Here is a 19,728-nt window from a genome sequence, read left to right on the forward strand (position 1 = left end):
AGGCTCTACCGTTGCTACTGGGAGTTGACGGTGGAGAATTTATGCCTGTTCTGGCTGATGATGAAAGACGATTGTTGTCAGAAAATCTGATGAATGGCTGAACTATGGGGACTGGCACACCCCGAACATCTGCGCGGCGTGCAGCTGCTTGACCCGGTTCAGCATGCGCCAGTGCCTGAGCATCGGGCCGATGGGGGACGGTGAGATAGTCACGAGGAAGCCTCCAATGCTGTACGGTCCTGCAGCGGTCAGCGTATGGGCAGTTGCAGCAACCGCCCATACTTTGATCTTTAGCGCATCATGCCCGGTTCGGCATCATCCACCTCAAGAAACGCCGCCTCCAGCAACTGCCGCGTATACGGATGCTGCGGCGCATGGAAGATCGCCTGCGCATCCCCTTGCTCCACCACATGCCCATGCTTGATCACCATCAACTGGTGACTCAGCGCCTTCACCACCGCCAGGTCATGGCTGATGAACAGGTAGGTCAGGTTGTACTTCTGCTGCAAATTACGCAGCAACTCCACCACCTGCCGCTGCACGGTGCGGTCCAGCGCGGAGGTGGGCTCATCCAGCAGGATCAACGCAGGCTTCAACACCAGCGCCCGTGCAATCGCAATACGCTGGCGCTGCCCGCCCGAGAACTCATGCGGATAGCGATGCCGTGTACGCGGGTCCAGCCCCACTTCCTCCAGCGCTGCAATGATCGCCGCTTCTTGCTCCTGCGCCGTACCAATGCCGTGAATGCGCAACCCTTCGCCCACAATGTCCGCCACGCACATGCGCGGGCTCAGGCTGCCGAACGGGTCCTGAAACACCACCTGCATTTCCCGTCGCAGCGGCCGCACGGCCTTCTGGTTCAGCCCTTGCAAATTCTGCCCATGGAAGTGAATGCCACCCTGGCTGGAAATCAACCGCAGGATCGCCAAGCCGAGCGTCGACTTGCCCGACCCGGATTCGCCGACAATGCCTAGCGTCTGTCCTTGAGGCAGGCTGAAGTTGACGCCGTCCACCGCCTTCACATGGTCAACGGTGCGCCGCAGTAGCCCCTTCTTGATCGGGAACCACACCTTCAGGTCATCCACCTCAAGCAACGGCGCGCCCACCGGGTTGTCCGCCGGCAGCCCGCTGGGCTCGGCGTTGATCAGCATCTGCGTGTAATGGTGCTGCGGGGAACTGAACAGCGTGGCGCATTCGGCTTGTTCGACAATCTGCCCGCGCTGCATCACGCACACGCGGTGGGCGATGCGGCGCACCAGGTTCAGGTCGTGGCTGATCAGCAGCAGTGCCATGCCCAGGCGCGCCTGCAGTTCCTTGAGCAGGTCGAGGATCTTCAGCTGCACGGTCACGTCCAGCGCCGTGGTCGGTTCGTCGGCAATCAGCAACTCCGGCTCGTTGGCCAGCGCCATGGCAATCATCACCCGCTGGCGTTGTCCGCCCGACAACTCGTGGGGCAGGGCCTTCAAACGCTTTTGCGGTTCGGGTATGCCGACCAGGTCCAGCAGCTCCAACGTGCGTGCCGTCGCTTCCTTGCCGGTCAGGCCCTTGTGCAGCAACAGGATTTCGTTGATCTGCTTTTCGATGCAGTGCAGCGGGTTGAGCGAGGTCATCGGCTCCTGGAAGATCATCGCAATGCGGTTGCCGCGAATGCGTTGCAGGGTCTTCTCGTTCTGCTGCAGCAGGTCTTTGCCTTCGTAGCGGATGCTGCCGCTGGGGTGGCGGGCCAGGGGGTAGGGCAGCAGGCGCAGGATCGAGTGCGCGGTGACGGACTTGCCCGAGCCACTTTCGCCCACCAGTGCCAAGGTCTCGCCCTTGCGGATGTCGAAGCTGATGCCGTCGACCACGCGGTTGACCTGGTCCCCGGTCACAAACTCAACGGCCAGGTCGCGCACTTCGATCAGGTTCTGTTCACTCATGTCACTTCCTCGGGTCGAAGGCATCGCGGGCGGATTCGCCGATGAACACCAGCAGGCTCAGCATCAGCGCCAGCACGGCAAAGGCGCTGATGCCCAGCCACGGCGCCTGCAGGTTGGACTTGCCCTGGGCCACCAGTTCGCCCAGCGATGGTGAACCGGCAGGCAGGCCGAAGCCGAGGAAGTCCAGGGCGGTGAGGGTGCCGATGGCCCCGGTGAGGATGAACGGCATGAAGGTCATGGTCGAGATCATGGCGTTGGGCAGGATGTGCCGGTACATGATCGCGCCGTTGCGCATGCCTAACGCGCGGGCGGCGCGCACGTATTCCAGGTTGCGCCCGCGCAGGAACTCGGCGCGTACCACGTCCACCAGGCTCATCCACGAGAACAGCAGCATGATGCCCAACAACCACCAGAAGTTGGGCTGCACGAAGCTCGCCAGGATGATCAGCAGGTACAGCACAGGCAGGCCGGACCAGATCTCCAGAAAACGTTGCCCGGCCAGGTCGACCCAGCCGCCATAAAAGCCCTGCAAAGCGCCGGCAATGACGCCGACGATGGAGCTGGCCACGGTCAAGGTGAGGGCAAACAGCACCGAAATGCGGAAGCCGTAGATCACCCGCGCCAGTACGTCGCGGCCCTGGTCGTCGGTGCCCAGCCAGTTGTCCGCCGAGGGCGGCGCAGGGGCGGGCACGCGCAGGTCGTAGTTGATGCTCTGGTAGCTGAACGGGATAGGCGCCCACAGCACGAAGCTGTCTTTCTTTTCCAGCAGTTCGCGGATGTACGGGCTCTTGTAGTTGGCTTCCAGCGGGAACTCGCCGCCGAACGTGGTTTCCGGGTAGCGCTTGAACGCCGGGAAGTACCACTCGCCGTCGTAGCGCACGGCAATTGGCTTGTCGTTGGCGATCAGCTCGGCGCCCAGGCTCAGGCCGAACAGGATCAGGAACAGCCACAGCGACCACCAGCCACGGCGGTTGGCCTTGAAGCGCTCGAAGCGCCGACGGTTGAGGGGGGACAAGGCCATGTCATTGCTCCCGGCTGGCGAAGTCGATGCGTGGATCGACCAGGGTGTAGGTCAGGTCGCCGATCAGTTTCACCACCAGCCCCAGCAGGGTGAAGATGAACAGGGTGCCGAAGACCACCGGGTAGTCGCGGTTGATGGCCGCCTCGAAACTCATAAGCCCCAGGCCGTCGAGGCTGAAGATCACCTCGATCAGCAACGAGCCGGTAAAGAAGATGCCGATGAACGCCGAAGGGAAGCCGGCGATCACCAACAGCATGGCATTGCGGAACACGTGGCCATACAGCACCCGTGGCCGGCTCAGGCCTTTGGCCTTGGCGGTGACCACGTATTGTTTGTTGATCTCGTCGAGGAAGCTGTTCTTGGTCAGCAGGGTCATGGTGGCGAAGTTGCCGATGACCAGCGCGGTAATCGGCAGCACCAGGTGCCAGAAGTAGTCCAGCACTTTACCTGTGGTGCTCAGCTCGTCGAAATTGTTGGAAGTGAGGCCGCGCAGCGGGAACCAGTCGAAATAGCTGCCGCCGGCGAACAGCACGATCAGCAGGATGGCGAACAGGAACGCCGGGATGGCGTAGCCGACGATGATTGCCGAGCTGGTCCACACGTCGAAGTGGCTGCCGTGGCGCACCGCCTTGGCGATCCCCAGCGGGATCGAGATCAGGTACATGATCAGCGTGCTCCACAGCCCCAGCGAGATCGACACGGGCATTTTCTCGATAATCAGGTCGACGACCTTGGCATCACGGAAGAAGCTGTCGCCGAAGTCCAGCTGGGCGTAGTTCTTGATCATGATCCACAGGCGCTCGGGCGGCGACTTGTCGAAGCCGTACATGCGCTCGATTTCGGCGATCAGCGCCGGGTCCAGGCCTTGGGCGCCACGGTAGTTGGAGCCGGCCACGGAGACCTCGGCGCCGCCACCGGCAATGCGGCTGGTGGCGCCTTCGAAACCTTCGAGCTTGGCGATCATCTGCTCGACCGGGCCACCGGGGGCGGCCTGGACGATGATGAAGTTGATGATCAGGATGCCGAACAGGGTCGGGATGATCAGCAGCAGGCGGCGCAGGATATAGGCCAGCATCTTAGTTGGCCTCGTCCGCAGGGGCTTCGCTGACCGCCGGGGTTACCCCGGGCTTGATCCACCAGGTGTCGATGCCGATGTCGTACTTGGGCGAAACATCCGGGTGGCCGATGTGGTTCCAGTAGGCCACGCGCCAGGTCTTGATGTGCCAGTTGGGGATCACGTAGTAGCCCCACAGCAGCACCCGGTCGAGGGCGCGGCAGTGGTCGACCAGGCTCTGGCGCGAGTCGGCGTTGATCAGCGCTTCCACCAGTTGGTCGATAGCCGGGTCGCGCAGGCCGATGAAGTTGCGGCTGCCGGGGTTGTCGGCGGCGGCGCTGGACCAGAACTCGCGCTGCTCGTTGCCCGGCGAGTTGGACTGCGGGTAGCCGCCAACGATCATGTCGTAGTCACGCGAGCGCAGGCGCGTGATGTACTGGGAAACGTCGACCCGGCGGATGTTCAGGTCGATGCCGAGGTCGGCAAGGTTACGCTTGAACGGCAGCAGGATGCGTTCGAACTCGGTTTGTGCCAGCAGGAACTCGATGCTGACCGGTTTACCCTGAGCGTCGACCATCTTGTCGTCGACAATCTTCCAGCCGGCTTCCTGCAACAGCTTGTAGGCCTGGCGCTGTTGCTCGCGGATCATGCCGCTGCCATCGCTGACCGGGTTCTTGAAGGCCTCGGTGAAGACCTGTTCGGGGACTTTGCCACGCAGCGGTTCGAGGATTTTCAGCTCGCTGGCGCTGGGCAGGCCGTGGGCGGCCATTTCCGAGTTGTCGAAGTAGCTGCCGGTGCGGGTGTAGGCGCCGTTGAACAGCTGTTTGTTGGTCCACTCGTAGTCCAGCAGCAGGCTCAGGGCCTGGCGCACGCGTATATCCTGGAACACCGGGCGGCGGATGTTGAAAATGAAACCTTGCATGCCGGTGGGGTTGCCGTTGGGCAGCTCTTCCTTGATCAGGCGGCCGTCGCGCACGGCGGGTACGTTGTAGGCGGTGGCCCAGTTTTTTGCACTGACCTCCAGCGCGTAGTCGAACGCGCCGGCCTTGAGTGCTTCCAGCGCGACGGTGGTGTCGCGGTAGGAGTCGAAGGTCATGGCATCGAAGTTATAGAACCCGCGGTTGATCGGCAGGTCCTTGCCCCAGTAATCCTTGACCCGCTCGTAGCGCACCGAGCGCCCGGCCTTCACCTCGGCGACCTTGTACGGGCCGCTGCCCAGCGGGATTTCCAGGTTGCCGCGGTTGAAGTCGCGGTTTTCGTACCAATGCTTGGGCAGCACTGGCAGCTGGCCGAGAATCAGCGGCAGCTCGCGGTTACCCTTGTGCTTGAACGTGAACAGCACCTTGAGCGGGTCTTCGGCGACCACCTCGGCGACGTCGGCATAGTACTGGCGGTACAGCGGCGCACCGTCCTTGATCAACGCGTTGAAGGTGAATACCACGTCTTCGGCACGCATCGGGTGGCCGTCGTGGAAGCGAGCCTCCGGGCGCAAGTAGAAGCGCACCCAGCTGTTGTCAGGTGCCTTCTCGATCCTGGCGGCCACAAGGCCGTACTCGGTGAACGGCTCGTCCTGGCTCTGGCGCATCAGGGTGTCGTAGATGATGCTGATGTTCTCGGCCGATACGCCTTTGTTGATGAACGGGTTGAGGCTGTCGAAGCCGCCGAAGCTGGACTGGCGGAAGGTACCGCCCTTGGGCGCATCCGGGTTGACGTAGTCGAAGTGCTTGAAGTCGGCGGGGTACTTGGGCGGCTCGTCGTACAGGGTGAGTGCGTGTTGCGGTGCGGCCAGGGCGGGAAGGCTCAGGCAGGCGAGCAACAGGCTGCCTGCCAGCCGGCGCAGTGGGTGCGTTGGCGTCATTGGGCTTTCTCCGAAGTCTTGATCCACCAGCTGTTCAGCCCCAGGGTGTAGGGCGGGGTGGTGACGAAGGCGAACCGGTTGCGGTAGGCCAGGCGATGATTGTCGAGGTACCAGTTGGGGATCATGTAGTACTGCCATGAAAGCACGCGGTCCAGGGCGCGGGCGGCGGCGATCTGGTCGTCGCGGGTACGCGCAGCCAGCAGGGTGTCGAGCAGGTGGTCGACCACCGGGTCCCTGACCCCAGCATAGTTCTTGCTGCCCTTGGTGGCGGCCTGGCTGGAATGGAAGTACAACCACTGTTCGAGGCCGGGGCTTAGGGTCTGGTTCAGGGTCATCAGAATCATGTCGAAATCGAACTGGTCCAGGCGTTGTTTGTACTGGGCGCGGTCCACGGTGCGCAAGCGCGCATCGATGCCGATGCTGGACAGATTTTCGACATAAGGTTGCAGGATGCGTTCAAGGTTGGGGTTTACCAGCAGCAGTTCCATACGCAGCTGCTGGCCCTTGCTGTCGACCAGGCGCTGGCCATTGAGCTTCCAGCCGGCCTCGGCAAGCAGGCCCAGGGCCTGGCGCAGGGTCTGGCGGCTGATGCCGCGGCCATCGGTCTGGCTGACCTTGTAGGGTTCGCTGAACAGCTTTGCCGGCAACTGGTCGCGGAACGGCGCCAGCAGCAGCCATTCCTTGCCGGTGGGCAGGCCGCTGGCGGCGAACTCGCTGTTGGGGTAATAGCTGGTCGAGCGGCGGTAGGCGCTGCTGAACAGGGCGCGGTTGGTCCACTCGAAGTCGAGCATCAGCCCCAGCGCCTGGCGTACCCGCGGGTCGCTGAAGGTGGCGCGGCGGCTGTTCATGAACAGGCCCTGGGTTTGCGTGGGGATCTGGTGCGGGATCTGGGCCTTGATGACCTCGCCACGGCGCACGGCCGGGAAGTTGTAGCCGTTGGCCCAGTTCTTGGCCTGGTGCTCGATATAGATGTCGAATTCGCCGGCCTTGAAGGCTTCGAAGGCCACGGTGGCGTCGCGGTAGAACTCGTACTCCACGCGCTTGAAGTTGTACTTGCCACGGTTGACTGCCAGGTCCTTGCCCCAGTAGTTCTTCACCCGTTCGAACACCAGCCGGCGGCCGGGCTGAACTTCAGTGATGCGGTAGGGGCCGCTGCCCAGCGGTGGCTCGAAGGTGGTGGCCTTGAAATCGCGCTTTTGCCAGTAGTGCTTGGGCAGCACCGGCATTTCGCCCAGGCGCAGGATCAGCAGCGGGTTGCCGGCGCGCTTGAACACGAAGCGGATACGCAGTGGGCCGAGGATGTCCACCCGTTGCACTTCCTGCAGGTTGGTGCGGTAGATCGGGTGGCCGTCCTTGAGCAGGGTGCGGTAGGAAAAGGCCACGTCTGCCGAGGTGATCGGCTGGCCGTCATGCCAGCGGGCTTCCGGGCGCAGGTTGAACACCACCCAGCTGCGGTCTTCGCTGTACTCCACCGAGCGGGCGATCAGGCCGTAGCTGGAGGTCGGCTCGTCGCCGGACGGGTCGTACTGGCCGGTGCCGACCATCAGTGGCTCGTTCAGCTCGCTGATGCCGTATTGCTGGAAATTGGGCGTGGTAATCGGGCTCGACCCCTTGAAGGTGTAGGGGTTGAGGGTATCGAACGTACCAAAGGCCATGGCCCGCAAGGTGCCGCCCTTGGGCGCTTGCGGGTTGACCCAGTCGAAATGGGTGAAGGTGGCTGGGTACTTGAGCGTGCCGAACTGCGCGTATCCGTGGCTTTCGCTCACCATCGCGGCTGCGGGAAAGCTCAAGGCCAGGCTGAGTGACAGCAGGAGGGGACGTATCAAGTCGGCATCCGATCCAGAGGCGTTGGGCTTTGATCGGGGTACAGTAACAGCTTGGTAGGGTTGGAAAAAGAGTGCGGTTCAGAGGATTGCAAGGGACTGCAAGGCAGCCCCTTGGCCCTGAATCAATGCGAGAGGTAGACGGTCAGGGTCTGGCCTGGCTTGAGGGCATGGCCGCTGCGCGGGTTCCAGCGCTTGAGGTGCTGCATTTCCACGTTGAAGCGCTTGGCCACCAGGTACAGCGAGTCGCCCTTGCGTACCTTGTATTGCGTGGAGCGCTTCCCGGATGCCGCCACCCGGTTGCCAGCGGCGCTCGGTGCGTTGCCACCGCGCAAGGCCAGTACCTGGCCTGCGCGCAGGTTGTTACCGGAGAGGCGGTTCCAGCGCTTGATGTCCTTGACCGACACGCGGTTGGCCTTGGCGATGGCGACCAGATTGTCACCGCGCTTGACCCGGTAGCTACGCGCTGCAACCGGTGCCTTGGCTTCGGCCACGGCACGGGCGAATACGGCTTTGTTCGGCTGCAGGCTGACCAATTGCTCGGGCTTGAGGTTGGACAGGCTGTCGCTCAGCAGTTGTGCCTTGGCGGTCGGCACCAGCAACTGCTGCGGGCCGTCTACGGTCATGCGCTTCTTGAACGCCGGGTTGAGCTGGATCAGCTCGTCTTCGTCGATGTTGGCAAAGGCTGCCACCCGCGAAAGGTCCAGGCGGTCGTTGATGGCCACCGCCTCGAAGTAGGGTTCGTTGGCGATCGGGTTCAGGTTCACGCCGTAGGCTTCAGGGGTGAGCACCACCTGCGACAGGGCCAGCAGCTTGGGCACGTAGTCGCGGGTTTCCTGTGGCAGGGGCAGGTTCCAGTAGTCGGTTGGCAGGCCGAGCCGTTCGTTGCGTTCGATGGCGCGGCTGACGGTGCCTTCACCGGCGTTGTAGGCGGCCAGGGCCAGCAGCCAGTCACCGTTGAACATGTCGTGCAGGCGGGACAGGTAGTCCAGCGCTGCGTTGGTCGAAGCGGTGACGTCGCGACGACCGTCGTAGAAGTTGGTCTGGCGCAGGTTGAAGTGGCGGCCGGTTGACGGGATGAACTGCCACATCCCCGCCGCGTGGGCACGCGAGTAGGCCATCGGGTTGTAGGCGCTTTCGATGGCCGGCAGCAGGGCCAGTTCCAGCGGCATGTCGCGCTCTTCAAGGCGTTCGACAATGTAATGCAGGTAGAGGCTGCCACGCTCGCCGGCGCTTTCGATGAAGCTCGGGTTACTGGCGAACCACAGGCGCTGCTGCTCGATACGCGGGTTGACGTCGATGCCATCCTGCAGGGCGAAGCCCTGGCGCATGCGCTCCCAGACATCCTGCGGTGCCTGTTCGGCCGGCTTGACCAGCAGCGGTGAAGGTTTGTGCTTGATCCGCGCCTGGTAGTTGTGCGCGCGAACGCTTTCGGATTCGTCGAGCTGACGGGTGCTCTGGCAGCCCACCAAGGTGGCGGCCAGGGCCAGCGCACTGATTTGGGCCAGGCGCGTCAGGGCAACGGAATGAGAGGTTCTGCGGCTACGGGAAGACATCGGCTGACACAGGTATCCGGGCGAAAAATTTCGGCGATTCTAGAAACCGCTCCGGGCCTGGTCAACCTTTGACCATCACTTGCGATATATCTTGCGGTTATCAGAAGGTGTCCTTCCAAGACCTCAAGGCAGCAAAAACAGTGACCTGCGAGTCGTTTGGATGTCCCTTCCATTCGTCTGCTTTTTGTTTAACTAATGTTTCAGAGGTACGCAGGAAGGGGTTGGTCAGGCGTTCCAGGCCAATGGTTGATGGCAAGGTGATGCGATTGTCGGCGCGCAAACGGGTAACGTCCTCGAACCGCTTCAGAACGTGCGGGTTGGTGGGTTCCACCGCTCTGGCAAAACGCAGGTTGCTGAGGGTGTATTCGTGGGCGCAGTACACTTCTGTTTGCGCCGGCAGCGCCGCTAGGCGGGCGAGGGCGGGTTGCATCTGTTCGGGTGTACCCTCGAACATGCGACCGCATCCGGCGGCGAACAGGGTGTCGCCGCTGAACAGCACGGGCGTTGCCGGCTGGTCGCTGAAGAACGCGATATGCCCCAGGGTGTGGCCGGGTACGGCCAGCACCTGGAAGGCCACGCCCAGCACAGTGACCTGATCGCCTTCGTCCAGCGCCAGGTCGCGGCAGGGAATACGTTCGTGGGCCGGGCCGCAGACACGCGCATCGGTCAGTTGCTTGAGCCGTTCTACGCCGCCGACATGGTCGTTGTGGTGGTGGGTAATCAGGATATCGCTGAGCACCCACTCGGGATTGGCCGCCAGCCAGCGTTCCACCGGACCGGCGTCACCTGGGTCGACCACCGCGCAGCGGCGTTTGGCAGTATCCTGTAACAACCAGATGTAGTTGTCGGAGAAAGCGGGGAGAGCATCGATCTGTATCATGGTGCGGATCCGATTCGCCTAGCGTGGCACATGAGGGCATCTTAGCCGCGATGGCGCGGTGCGAGAACCTTCGAGGGAGAGCGCAATGACCGACCAAGCCTTTGCCCAGGCCGACCCGGACTGGGTCAAGCTGATCAGCCTGGCCCGTGAGTGGTTCAACGGCCCACTCGGCCAGCTGATGCTCAAAGAGGAGGAAAAACTGCTGGAAGAAGAGCTGGGGCGCTTCTTCGGCGGGTACCTTGTGCATTACGGGCCTTGTGCCGAGCCGCCACCGAGCGCGCCCCAGGTGCAGCGCAACGTGCGCCTCGGCGCGCCGCTACCGGGCGTGGAGATTGTGTGCGAGGAACAGGCCTGGCCGCTGAGCGAGCATGCTGCCGACGTGGTGGTGCTGCAACATGGCCTGGACTTCTGCCTGTCGCCCCATGGCCTGCTGCGCGAGGCCGCCAGCGCCGTGCGCCCGGGCGGGCATCTGCTGATTGTCGGGATCAACCCCTGGAGCAGCTGGGGCATGCGCCATTTCTTCAGCCATGGGGCGTTGCGCAAGGCCCGGTGCATCTCGCCGTCTCGGGTGGGGGACTGGCTCAACCTGCTGGGCTTCGCGCTGGAGAAACGCCGCTTCGGGTGCTATCGTCCGCCGCTTGCCTCACCGGCCTGGCAGCAACGCCTGGAGGGCTGGGAACGGCTGGCAGGTGGCTGGCAAAGCTCGGGTGGTGGCGTGTACCTGCTGGTGGCGCGCAAGATGGTGGTCGGCCTGCGGCCGCTGCGGCCGGAGCGCCGCGAACCAATGGGCAAGTTGCTGCCGCTGCCGCTGGCCAAGGTCAACCGCACGGCGGTGAACCCTGATACTGAAAAGCACTGAACATGAGTGGTACATGAGCGAAAGCGTCGAGATGTTTACCGATGGTGCCTGCAAGGGCAACCCTGGCCCGGGTGGCTGGGGTGTCCTGATGATCTACAAGGGCGTCGAGAAGGAACTGTGGGGCGGCGAACGCGAAACCACCAACAACCGCATGGAGCTGATGGCCGCGATCCAGGGGTTGATGGCGCTGAAGCGTGAATGCGAAGTGGTGTTGACTACCGACTCGCAGTACGTGATGAAGGGCATCAACGAGTGGATGGTCAACTGGAAGAAGCGCGGCTGGAAGACAGCGGCCAAGGAGCCGGTCAAGAATGCCGACCTGTGGCAGCAACTGGATGAACAGGTCAACCGCCACAAAGTGACCTGGAAGTGGGTGCGCGGCCACATCGGCCACCCCGGCAACGAACGCGCCGACCAGCTGGCCAACCGGGGCGTGGACGAAGTACGCGCCCAGCGTTGAGCTGGGGTACAATTGCCGCCTTTGTAACTGATGCAAGTTGGAGCGCCCCGCGTGGAGCAGCAGCAAGATAAGCGGTTCGTCATTCTCGATACCGAAACCACGGGTATGCCGGTCAGCGAAGGCCACCGGATCATCGAGATCGGCTGTGTCGAAGTCATCGGCCGGCGCCTGACCGGGCGGCACTTCCACGTTTACCTGCAGCCGGACCGCGAGAGTGACGAGGGCGCGATCAACGTCCACGGCATCACCGATGCCTTCCTGGTCGGCAAGCCGCGCTTTGGTGATGTGGCCGAAGAGTTCTTCGATTTCATTCAGGGCGCCACGCTGGTTATCCATAACGCGGCGTTCGACGTTGGCTTCATCAACAACGAATTTGCCCTGCTCGGTCAGCACGACCGTGCGGACGTTTCGCAGTATTGCACCATCCTCGATACCCTGCTGTTGGCACGTTCGCGTCACCCGGGGCAGCGCAACAGCCTTGATGCGTTGTGCAAACGCTACGACATCGACAACTCGGGCCGTGAACTGCACGGCGCACTGCTCGACTCGGAACTGCTGGCAGATGTCTATCTGGCGATGACCGGTGGCCAGACCAGCCTTTCGCTGGCTGGGCATGGGGCAGATGCCGAGGGTGATGGGCAGGGCAGTGGTGGCAGCGAGATCCGCCGGATTACCGGGCGTGCGCCTGGGCGGGTGATCATGGCCAGTGCCGAGGAGCTTGAGGCGCATGCCGAGCGCCTGGCGGCCATTGCCAAGTCGGCGGGTGGGCCTTCCATGTGGCAGGTTCTTACCGAGACACCTGCTGGCTGATTTTCTGCGCTTGTCGCGGGTTTTGTGGTGCCAGTGAGATCGAGCGCCGCCCGCGCGGCGCTCGATTTACGCGCCACCTCAACACTCAAGACAGGCACGTCAACTACCCTGAAATGGACGCCCTGTCCTTCGGAGGTAGCCACCTGATGTACAAGGACCTCAAGTTCCCCATCCTCATCGTCCACCGCGCCATCAAGGCTGACAGTGTTGCCGGCGAGCGCGTGAGGGGCATTGCCGAGGAGCTGCGCCAGGACGGCTTCGCCATCCTCGCCGCCGCCGACCACGCCGAAGCGCGGCTGGTCGCCGCCACCCACCACGGCCTGGCCTGTATGCTGATTGCCGCAGAAGGCGCCGGCGAAAATACCCACCTGTTGCAGAACATGGCCGAGCTGATCCGCCTGGCTCGCCTGCGTGCACCCAACCTGCCGATCTTCGCCCTGGGTGAGCAGGTCACCCTGGAAAACGCCCCTGCCGAAGCCATGAGCGAGCTCAACCAGCTGCGCGGCATCCTGTACCTGTTCGAAGACACCGTACCGTTTCTTGCCCGCCAGGTGGCGCGTGCCGCACACAGCTACCTCGATGGCCTGTTGCCGCCTTTCTTCAAGGCGTTGGTGCAGCACACCGCGCAGTCCAACTATTCCTGGCACACCCCGGGCCATGGTGGTGGCGTGGCCTACCATAAAAGCCCGGTAGGCCAGGCCTTTCACCAGTTTTTCGGGGAAAACACGCTGCGCTCCGATCTGTCGGTTTCGGTGCCGGAGCTGGGGTCGCTGCTCGACCACACCGGCCCCTTGGCTGAAGCCGAGGCCAGGGCCGCCCGCAACTTCGGCGCCGACCATACCTTCTTTGTCATCAATGGCACCTCTACGGCCAACAAGATCGTCTGGCACGCCATGGTAGGCCGTGACGACCTGGTGCTGGTGGACCGCAACTGCCACAAGTCGGTGGTCCACGCGATCATCATGACCGGCGCCATTCCGTTGTACCTGTGCCCGGAGCGTAACGAACTGGGCATCATCGGCCCGATCCCGCTCAGCGAGTTCAGCCCTGAGGCAATTCAGGCGAAGATCCAGGCCAACCCGCTCGCCCGTGGTCGGGCGCCGCGCATCAAGCTGGCGGTGGTGACCAACTCCACCTATGACGGCTTGTGTTACCACGCAGGGCTGATCAAGCAGACCTTGGGCAGCAGTGTCGAGGTGCTGCACTTCGACGAGGCCTGGTTTGCCTATGCGGCGTTTCATGAATTCTTCACCGGGCGTTATGCCATGGGCACTGCCTGCGCGGATGATAGCCCGCTGGTGTTCAGTACCCATTCCACCCACAAGCTGCTGGCGGCGTTCAGTCAGGCTTCCATGATTCATGTGCAAGACGGGGCCAGGCGCCAACTGGACCGCGACCGCTTCAACGAAGCGTTCATGATGCACATTTCGACCTCGCCGCAGTACAGCATCCTCGCTTCGCTGGACGTGGCCTCGACCATGATGGAGGGGCCGGCCGGGCGCTCGCTGCTGCAAGAAATGTTCGACGAGGCACTGAGCTTTCGCCGGGCCCTGGCCAATCTGCGCGAACACATTGCTGCGGACGATTGGTGGTTCAGTATCTGGCAGCCGCCGAGCGCTGAAGGTATTCACCATCTGCAAGCGCAGGACTGGTTGTTGCAACCAGGCGCAGAGTGGCATGGCTTTGGCGAGGTGGTGGAGGAGTACGTGCTGCTCGACCCGCTGAAGGTAACCCTGGTGATGCCGGGCCTTAGTGCGGGTGGTGTACTGGACGAGCACGGTATCCCGGCGGTGGTGGTCAGCAAGTTTCTCTGGGAGCGGGGGCTGGTGGTGGAGAAAACCGGCCTGTACAGCTTTCTGGTGCTGTTCTCCATGGGCATCACCAAGGGCAAGTGGAGCACGTTGCTGACCGAGTTGCTGGAGTTCAAGCGCCACTACGATGGCAATACTGCCCTGAGCAGCTGCTTGCCGAGCGTGGTGGCCGCCGATGCCTCACGCTACCGGGGGATGGGCCTGCGCGACCTGTGCGAACAGTTGCATGGCTGCTACCGCAGCAACGCCACGGCCAAGCAACTGAAACGGCTGTTCACGCGCTTGCCGGAGGTGGCCGTGAGCCCGGCCCAGGCCTATGACCAGATGGTGCGTGGCGAGGTGGAGGCGGTGCCGATCGAGGCACTGCTGGGGCGTGTGGCGGCAGTGATGCTGGTGCCGTACCCGCCCGGCATTCCGTTGATCATGCCGGGGGAGCGGTTCACCGAGGCGACCCGCTCGATACTCGATTACCTGGCCTTTGCCCGGGCGTTCAACCAAGGGTTTCCCGGTTTTATCGCCGACGTGCATGGCCTGCAGAACGAGAGTGGTGGCTACACTGTGGACTGCATCAAGGAATGCGAATGATCTCGACGCCGGAGCGTGCCAGTTCGAAACGGTTTTCACCCAGGTGGTTGACCTTGTCGCCGATGGCCAGGCGGTAAGTGGTGATGGGGGCGCCCAGCGTGCTGCCGTCCAGTTGCAGGGTGGACTCCTGGAACTCGTGCACGGGGTAGATACGGCCTTCGGCGTCACGGGCGTGGAATTGGCCGACCATTACTGCTGCCATTTGGGTGGAAACCTCTGAATTGCGTAGAAAATGTCTGAAGGCATAGACCGTACAACAGCCTCGGAAGTTTTCTCCATGAGGAAAAAAAACCAAAGTACCGAGGAACGGTCATCTATAACTAGAACTTCCCTTTACCCAGCACAGGATGGAAATTGCCATGAGCCAGGTGTATTCGGTAGCGGTTGTCGTCGGCAGCTTGCGCAAGGAGTCCTACAACCGCAAGGTCGCCCGCGCACTTTCGGAGCTGGCGCCGTCCAGCCTAGCCCTGAAAATTATCGAGATTGGTGATTTGCCGTTGTACAACGAGGACGTCGAGGCCGAAGCGGTGCCCAAGGCGTGGGAGCGTTTTCGAAAAGAGATCCGCGACAGTGATGCCGTGCTGTTTGTCACGCCGGAATACAACCGCTCGGTGCCGGGTTGCCTGAAAAATGCCATCGATGTGGGCTCGCGGCCCTACGGGCAAAGTGCCTGGAGCGGCAAGCCGACGGCGGTGGTGAGTGTGTCGCCGGGGGCCATTGGCGGCTTTGGTGCCAACCATGCTGTGCGCCAGTCACTGGTGTTTCTCGACATGCCTTGCATGCAGATGCCCGAGGCCTATATTGGCGGCGCGGCGAGCCTGTTCGAGGACTCGGGCAAGCTCAACGACAATACCCGGCCGTTCTTGCAGGCGTTTGTCGACAAGTTTGCTTCGTGGGTGAAGTTGAACAGGGCGGTTTGATACCTGCTCATTCGGGGGTGGTTTCATTGGGGCCGCACAGCGGCCCCTACTGTTTAGCGGAAACTGTAGGAAACCCCGGCGTATACACCGAACCCTTCACCCGGCGTAGAGCGGGCATTGTCCTTGCCGGCATCGTTGTAGGTCGGCGTCACCGTGGCGGCATAGCGTTTGTTGGTGAGGTTGCGCAGGTCCAGCCAGGTCTGCCAGTCCTGCTTGGGTGAATCCCAGCCAAGGCGCGCGCCGAGCAAGGCATATTCATCGGCGTGGTAGCTGTTGGCGTAGTCCACCTGCACCTTGGACGCCATCTGGGTATTCACCCCTGCATAGAACCCGCTCGGCCAGTCATAGCGCAATTCGGCCTGGTAGTAGTGCATGGGGATGCCCGGCAGGCGGTTGTCACCGAACGTGTCGTCATCGCGGTAGTGGAAGTCACTGAAGGTGTAGGCCTGGCGCAGGCTGAGCCTGCCGGTGCCGCTGCGTTCCCACAGGGTGCTGTCCAGGCCCGCCTCCACGCCTTGGTGCACGGTGGCGCTGGCATTGAACTCCTTGGCAGGGGCGCCTTGCACGATTTCCACCGCCAACAATTCATGGCGAACCTGTGAGTAGTACCATGCCAAATCCCAATGCCCGAATGCCGATTCGCCGCGTGTGCCCAATTCCAGTGTGGTGGCCGTCTGGTTTTGCATTTCGATCGGTTGGTTGGCTGTGGGTGCACTCCAGATCAGGGCCCAGGGATGCGGCGGTTCTACCGAGCGGCTGAGGTTGCCGTACACCTGCAGGTCTGGACGGATGTCGTAGCGCAACCCCAGGCGTGGCGCGTAGTCCCAGTCATGCATGCTCACCTTGCCGCCTTCGGCAGGGTAGGTCACGTCACTCTCGCGGCGGGTGTAGATCAGTGCCAGGCCGGTGGTCAGCCACAGGTTGGGGATCAGTTCCAGGTCGTTGCCGGCATGCACCACGGTGTCCGAGCCCTGATAGGTGAAGTCGCGGGTACGTGGACCGAACACATCACCACTGCGCGCGAACTGTGACGCGCCACTGTTGGGCAGGTGCTTGGTAGTACGCCAGCCGACAGTGGTCTTGCTCTCGTGGCCGAACAGAGTGTCGCGGCGTGAGTAGTTCAGCGTACCGCTCACATCGGTGTAGGCCACCTTCAGGCGCATCGGGCCTTCACGCAGGTCCATCGGGTAGTCGTGGTAGACCAGCCCGGCTTCCAGGCGCGCATCGTCGTCGAGGTAGAAGGTGGTCTTGTTGCCGACCCAGGTGCTGCCCGGTTGCGGACGGCTGTCGTCGCGGGCCAGGTAGGCTGGGTTGGCCGCGCGTGGGTGGTGCTTGACCTGATCCTTGGTCAGGCGCCCGGCCAGTTCGTTTTCGGTTTCCCGGTAGCGCAGGTAAAAGCGGGTTTCCAGGTTGGGGTTGAAACGGTAGCCGACGTTGGCGGCAATGCCTTTGGCGCTGCCGCTGCTGTGTGCCTGGTAGCCGTCATACTCGGAATCGGTCAGGGCCACGTAGTAGTCGAGGTTGCCCAGCACCTGGCCGGAGCTGATATGCCGGTGCTGATAGCCACGGCTGCCGACCTCATAGCGCACTTGCAACGGCGCGGCGTCGTAGCCGGTGTGGGTGATGTAGTTGATGGCGCCGCCGAGCGCCAAGGCGCCTTGGTCGAAGCCATTGGCGCCGCTCAGCACTTCGGCGCGGCTGAGCCACAGCGGTTCGAACAACTCATAGGGCGTGCCGCCCGGGCCCGTCAGTGGCAGGCCGTCGAACATCGTGTAAACCCCCGAACCGTGGGCCCCAGGTGCGCGGTTGATGCCCGAACCGCGGATCGACAGCTTGATGCCGTCGTTGCCCGCAGATTGGGCGAACACCCCAGGCTGGTAGGCGAGCACGTCCTGGTTGCTGGCCACCCGGCCTTGCCGCACGCGCTGCATGTCCACCAGGTTGCTGGCGCCGGGTACTTCGCGCAGGCGTTCGCTGGCTGCCGTCAGTTCGTTCTGCTCCTCATCGGTGATCAGCACCTGGCCCAGCTCGACCGAGGATGCCCCCAAGGCGGGCTGGGCGGCAGTCAAGGCAGCCAGCAGGCCGAGGCAGGACGAGAGGGGTAAATCGGAACGCATTGTACGACTCCAGGCGAAAGGCGAATGGACAACGGCGTTGAGACGAGCGAAATGCCGCCTGGAGCACGAAGAAAGTCAGCAAATCTTGCGCAGCCTTCGTCAGACGGTTTTGTACGAAAGTTCTTTACAAGCCGCAGCAGTGGAGCGGCGCGGCATGCGCTTCGTAAGGTGACTGCAGATCGGCAGCGATGCCCCCCTTAATCACCTGTGGAGTACAAGCATGACTGACAACGCACGACACCCGCAGCAACCCCCGGTGGACGCCCCGGTTCGCCTGACGCCACGTGAACGGCAAGTGCTGTTGTGGTGTGCCTATGGCAAGAGCTCGTGGGAGATCGGCCGTATCCTTGAGTGCAAGGAATCGACGGTGAACTTTCATGTGTCCAACATCCTGCGCAAATTCGACGTGCCTACCCGGGTGGCTGCGGTAATCAAGGCCATTCGCTACGGCATGCTGGCCGAGCAGTGAGGGGGTAGGGCATGAGCAACGAACCTGGATTGCCACGCTATGCCGATAGCCATGACCCGTTCTGGCCCCGCGTACACCTGGGCAGGCTACGCGAACGCCTGAACATGCAGCAGCCCGTCAGTGAGGCCGCGCTGGAAGTGGCTGCACGTTGCGCCGCCATTGATGCGGCACGGGAGTTCGCGCGTTGGCGCGCAGTGCTGCGAGAGCGCGGTTACAAGCGCCTTGAAGATGTGACCGGGCACGACCAGGGGCGCGCTTTGCGGGTGTGCTACATCCGTTTTGTCGAAGCTGCGGTCCTGTACAGCCTTGGCTCGGGCGCGTACCTGCCGAAGTCCCGTCGGAGTGCTGCCCGTGCCTGACGAGTCCTTTCTCGACCGCTTTGCCTCGGCGCTGATCGAACTGTTGGGCGTTGATGGCAGTGTGTTGTTCGCTGCTTTGCTAGGGGCTTTGTTGGTGAGTGCTGCGCGTGACCGGTTGATCACCAATGCAACCAGACGCCTGACGCTGGGCAAGAAATTGCTGCTGGTGTTCGTGACCGTGGGGGTGGGGCACCTGTTCGAGCCGCTGATTTCATCGCTGGCACCCTTGCTGACCCGAGGCATGGCGGCATTCGTGGCCGCCGTGGTGGTCATTCCCATCAGCCTCAAGGTCATGGTCTGGCTGGATACGCTCGACCCACGTGAGCTCATACAGCGCTGGCGCCGCCGGGGTTAGCTGCCGGTGGTCTGAGGTAGCTGGCTGCGCAGTTCGCTCAATTGTTGTTCCAGCTGCTGGATACGTTGCTTGTCCTTGATGAGCAACAGGATGGTGTTGCGATCGTCCGCTGAGAGTGCGCGCAGGCGTTCGAGCACGTCGCCCTCCCAGCCGGCTTCACATTCATGCACGGGGCGCTGTGCCGTTTCACCCAGCAGTAGCCAGTCCAGGGAGCATGCATGCTGCCTGGCAATATCCACGCAAAGTGCGTACGGGATGCTGTCGCGCACCTTCCAGCTACTGAGTGTTTGCGGGCTGATGGAAAGTGCACGGGACAGGTCGGCGTCGGACTGGGAGCAGGTAAGAAGCTTGAGGCGCGTGAGCACCTCGGCAAGTACGTTAGTACTCATAACAAATATCCATGACTGGTTTAATGATATTCCATGGGCTTAAACTACTCGTTATGAATACAGCCCTGCGTTTCAAGGAGCATTTCTGCAATGAGAACCATCAAATTGAAGAATACACCCATAGTTGCAGCCAATACTTACACACAGGCCTGCCCGGTCAATGCTAGCAGGTACTTGCCGTGAGTACTTACAAGCTGGTTTGTCCGCATTGCCACAGCCGTATGCGCATACGCACTAGCGAAGGGCGCCATATTTTCCTGCGGATCGCTTATTTGCAATGCACCACCGAGGCGTGTGGCTGGTCAGTGCGGGCCGAATTCGAAATGACCCACGAACTCTCCCCGAGCGGTATGCCCAACCCGGAAGTCTACCTGCCTTCAGCCAATGGTGATTTGCGCAAGGCCGCCCTGCCGGGTACAGGGCAGGGAAGCCCGCTTGGGTGAGGCGCCGTCAGGTACAGGCAATAAAACATGCAGATAAAAAAAC

19 protein-coding genes are annotated in these 19,728 nt (G+C 62.4%); 9 read left to right on the forward strand and 10 right to left on the reverse strand.

The annotated features are described in order from the left end of the window. Positions 1-290: 290 nt before the first annotated feature. The 7 genes from D8767_RS10210 to gloB all read right to left on the reverse strand — a co-directional run bounded on the left by D8767_RS10210 (position 291) and on the right by gloB (position 10,108). A complete protein-coding gene (locus tag D8767_RS10210) occupies positions 291-1,916 on the reverse strand; it encodes an ABC transporter ATP-binding protein (protein ID WP_016711617.1) in 1,626 nt (541 codons plus the stop codon). 1 nt (position 1,917) lies between these two features. Next, a complete protein-coding gene (locus D8767_RS10215) occupies positions 1,918-2,937 on the reverse strand; it encodes an ABC transporter permease (RefSeq protein WP_016711616.1) in 1,020 nt (339 codons plus the stop codon). A 1-nt stretch (position 2,938) separates the two neighbouring features. Further along, a complete protein-coding gene (locus D8767_RS10220) occupies positions 2,939-4,012 on the reverse strand; it encodes a microcin C ABC transporter permease YejB (protein WP_016711615.1) in 1,074 nt (357 codons plus the stop codon). Between the two features lies 1 nt (position 4,013). Next, positions 4,014-5,849 carry an extracellular solute-binding protein gene (locus D8767_RS10225; RefSeq protein WP_016711614.1) on the reverse strand — a complete coding sequence of 612 codons (1,836 nt, stop codon included), beginning with the start codon at positions 5,847-5,849 and terminating at the stop codon, positions 4,014-4,016. Continuing rightward, complete coding sequence (locus D8767_RS10230; RefSeq protein WP_201296070.1) at positions 5,846-7,675, reverse strand: extracellular solute-binding protein; 1,830 nt, start codon at positions 7,673-7,675, stop codon at positions 5,846-5,848. The genes D8767_RS10225 and D8767_RS10230 overlap by 4 nt, the downstream gene beginning before the upstream one ends. A 122-nt stretch (positions 7,676-7,797) precedes the next feature. Then, on the reverse strand, positions 7,798-9,228 hold the full coding sequence (locus D8767_RS10235) for a lytic transglycosylase domain-containing protein (protein ID WP_016711612.1): 1,431 nt from the start codon (positions 9,226-9,228) through the stop codon (positions 7,798-7,800). Positions 9,229-9,328: 100 nt separating this feature from the next. Continuing rightward, complete coding sequence (gene gloB, locus D8767_RS10240; protein ID WP_016711611.1) at positions 9,329-10,108, reverse strand: hydroxyacylglutathione hydrolase; 780 nt, start codon at positions 10,106-10,108, stop codon at positions 9,329-9,331. 85 nt (positions 10,109-10,193) lie between these two features. Here gloB and D8767_RS10245 point away from each other — a divergent pair, with 85 nt between their 5' ends. The 4 genes from D8767_RS10245 (at position 10,194) to D8767_RS10260 (ending at position 14,633) form a co-directional block, all read left to right on the forward strand. Continuing rightward, positions 10,194-10,967 carry a class I SAM-dependent methyltransferase gene (locus tag D8767_RS10245; RefSeq protein ID WP_016711610.1) on the forward strand — a complete coding sequence of 258 codons (774 nt, stop codon included), beginning with the start codon at positions 10,194-10,196 and terminating at the stop codon, positions 10,965-10,967. Between the two features lie 13 nt (positions 10,968-10,980). Then, complete coding sequence (gene rnhA, locus D8767_RS10250; protein ID WP_016711609.1) at positions 10,981-11,427, forward strand: ribonuclease HI; 447 nt, start codon at positions 10,981-10,983, stop codon at positions 11,425-11,427. Between the two features lie 51 nt (positions 11,428-11,478). Next, complete coding sequence (dnaQ, locus tag D8767_RS10255; RefSeq protein WP_016711608.1) at positions 11,479-12,237, forward strand: DNA polymerase III subunit epsilon; 759 nt, start codon at positions 11,479-11,481, stop codon at positions 12,235-12,237. A gap of 146 nt (positions 12,238-12,383) precedes the next feature. Continuing rightward, a complete protein-coding gene (locus D8767_RS10260) occupies positions 12,384-14,633 on the forward strand; it encodes an Orn/Lys/Arg decarboxylase N-terminal domain-containing protein (RefSeq protein ID WP_029380205.1) in 2,250 nt (749 codons plus the stop codon). On the opposite strand, the gene D8767_RS10265 is transcribed toward D8767_RS10260, so the two are convergent. Next, positions 14,617-14,835, reverse strand: a complete 219-nt coding sequence (locus D8767_RS10265; RefSeq protein WP_016488235.1) for a hypothetical protein — start codon at positions 14,833-14,835, stop codon at positions 14,617-14,619. The genes D8767_RS10260 and D8767_RS10265 overlap by 17 nt on opposite strands. Positions 14,836-14,992: 157 nt before the next feature. On the opposite strand from D8767_RS10265, the gene chrR reads away from it, so the two are divergent. Further along, on the forward strand, positions 14,993-15,553 hold the full coding sequence (gene chrR, locus D8767_RS10270; protein WP_016711606.1) for a class I chromate reductase ChrR: 561 nt from the start codon (positions 14,993-14,995) through the stop codon (positions 15,551-15,553). A 53-nt stretch (positions 15,554-15,606) separates the two neighbouring features. On the opposite strand, the gene D8767_RS10275 is transcribed toward chrR, so the two are convergent. Next, positions 15,607-17,670 carry a TonB-dependent receptor domain-containing protein gene (locus tag D8767_RS10275; protein ID WP_063977225.1) on the reverse strand — a complete coding sequence of 688 codons (2,064 nt, stop codon included), beginning with the start codon at positions 17,668-17,670 and terminating at the stop codon, positions 15,607-15,609. Positions 17,671-17,890: 220 nt separating this feature from the next. On the opposite strand from D8767_RS10275, the gene D8767_RS10280 reads away from it, so the two are divergent. From D8767_RS10280 to D8767_RS10290, 3 genes are read left to right on the forward strand one after another with little or no spacing between them, the layout of a single operon-like run. Beyond that, positions 17,891-18,139, forward strand: coding sequence for a helix-turn-helix domain-containing protein (locus D8767_RS10280; protein WP_016711604.1), 249 nt, complete (start codon positions 17,891-17,893; stop codon positions 18,137-18,139). Positions 18,140-18,150: 11 nt separating this feature from the next. After that, complete coding sequence (locus D8767_RS10285) at positions 18,151-18,498, forward strand: head completion/stabilization protein (protein ID WP_016711603.1); 348 nt, start codon at positions 18,151-18,153, stop codon at positions 18,496-18,498. Next, entirely contained in the window at positions 18,491-18,853 is a 363-nt protein-coding gene (locus D8767_RS10290; RefSeq protein ID WP_016711602.1) for a hypothetical protein, read from the forward strand. The genes D8767_RS10285 and D8767_RS10290 overlap by 8 nt, the downstream gene beginning before the upstream one ends. Here D8767_RS10290 and D8767_RS10295 read toward each other — a convergent pair. Next, positions 18,850-19,242 carry a helix-turn-helix domain-containing protein gene (locus tag D8767_RS10295; protein ID WP_016711601.1) on the reverse strand — a complete coding sequence of 131 codons (393 nt, stop codon included), beginning with the start codon at positions 19,240-19,242 and terminating at the stop codon, positions 18,850-18,852. The two genes, D8767_RS10290 and D8767_RS10295, sit on opposite strands and share 4 nt — an antisense overlap. A gap of 179 nt (positions 19,243-19,421) precedes the next feature. Here D8767_RS10295 and D8767_RS10300 point away from each other — a divergent pair, with 179 nt between their 5' ends. Further along, the gene (locus tag D8767_RS10300; RefSeq protein WP_028699011.1) at positions 19,422-19,685 is read left to right on the forward strand and encodes an ogr/Delta-like zinc finger family protein; all 264 of its coding nucleotides are present in this window, start codon (positions 19,422-19,424) and stop codon (positions 19,683-19,685) included. The last annotated feature ends 43 nt before the right edge of the window (positions 19,686-19,728 follow it).

The organism is Pseudomonas sp. LTGT-11-2Z (assembly GCF_003691445.1).
Lineage (GTDB): Bacteria > Pseudomonadota > Gammaproteobacteria > Pseudomonadales > Pseudomonadaceae > Aquipseudomonas > Aquipseudomonas monteilii.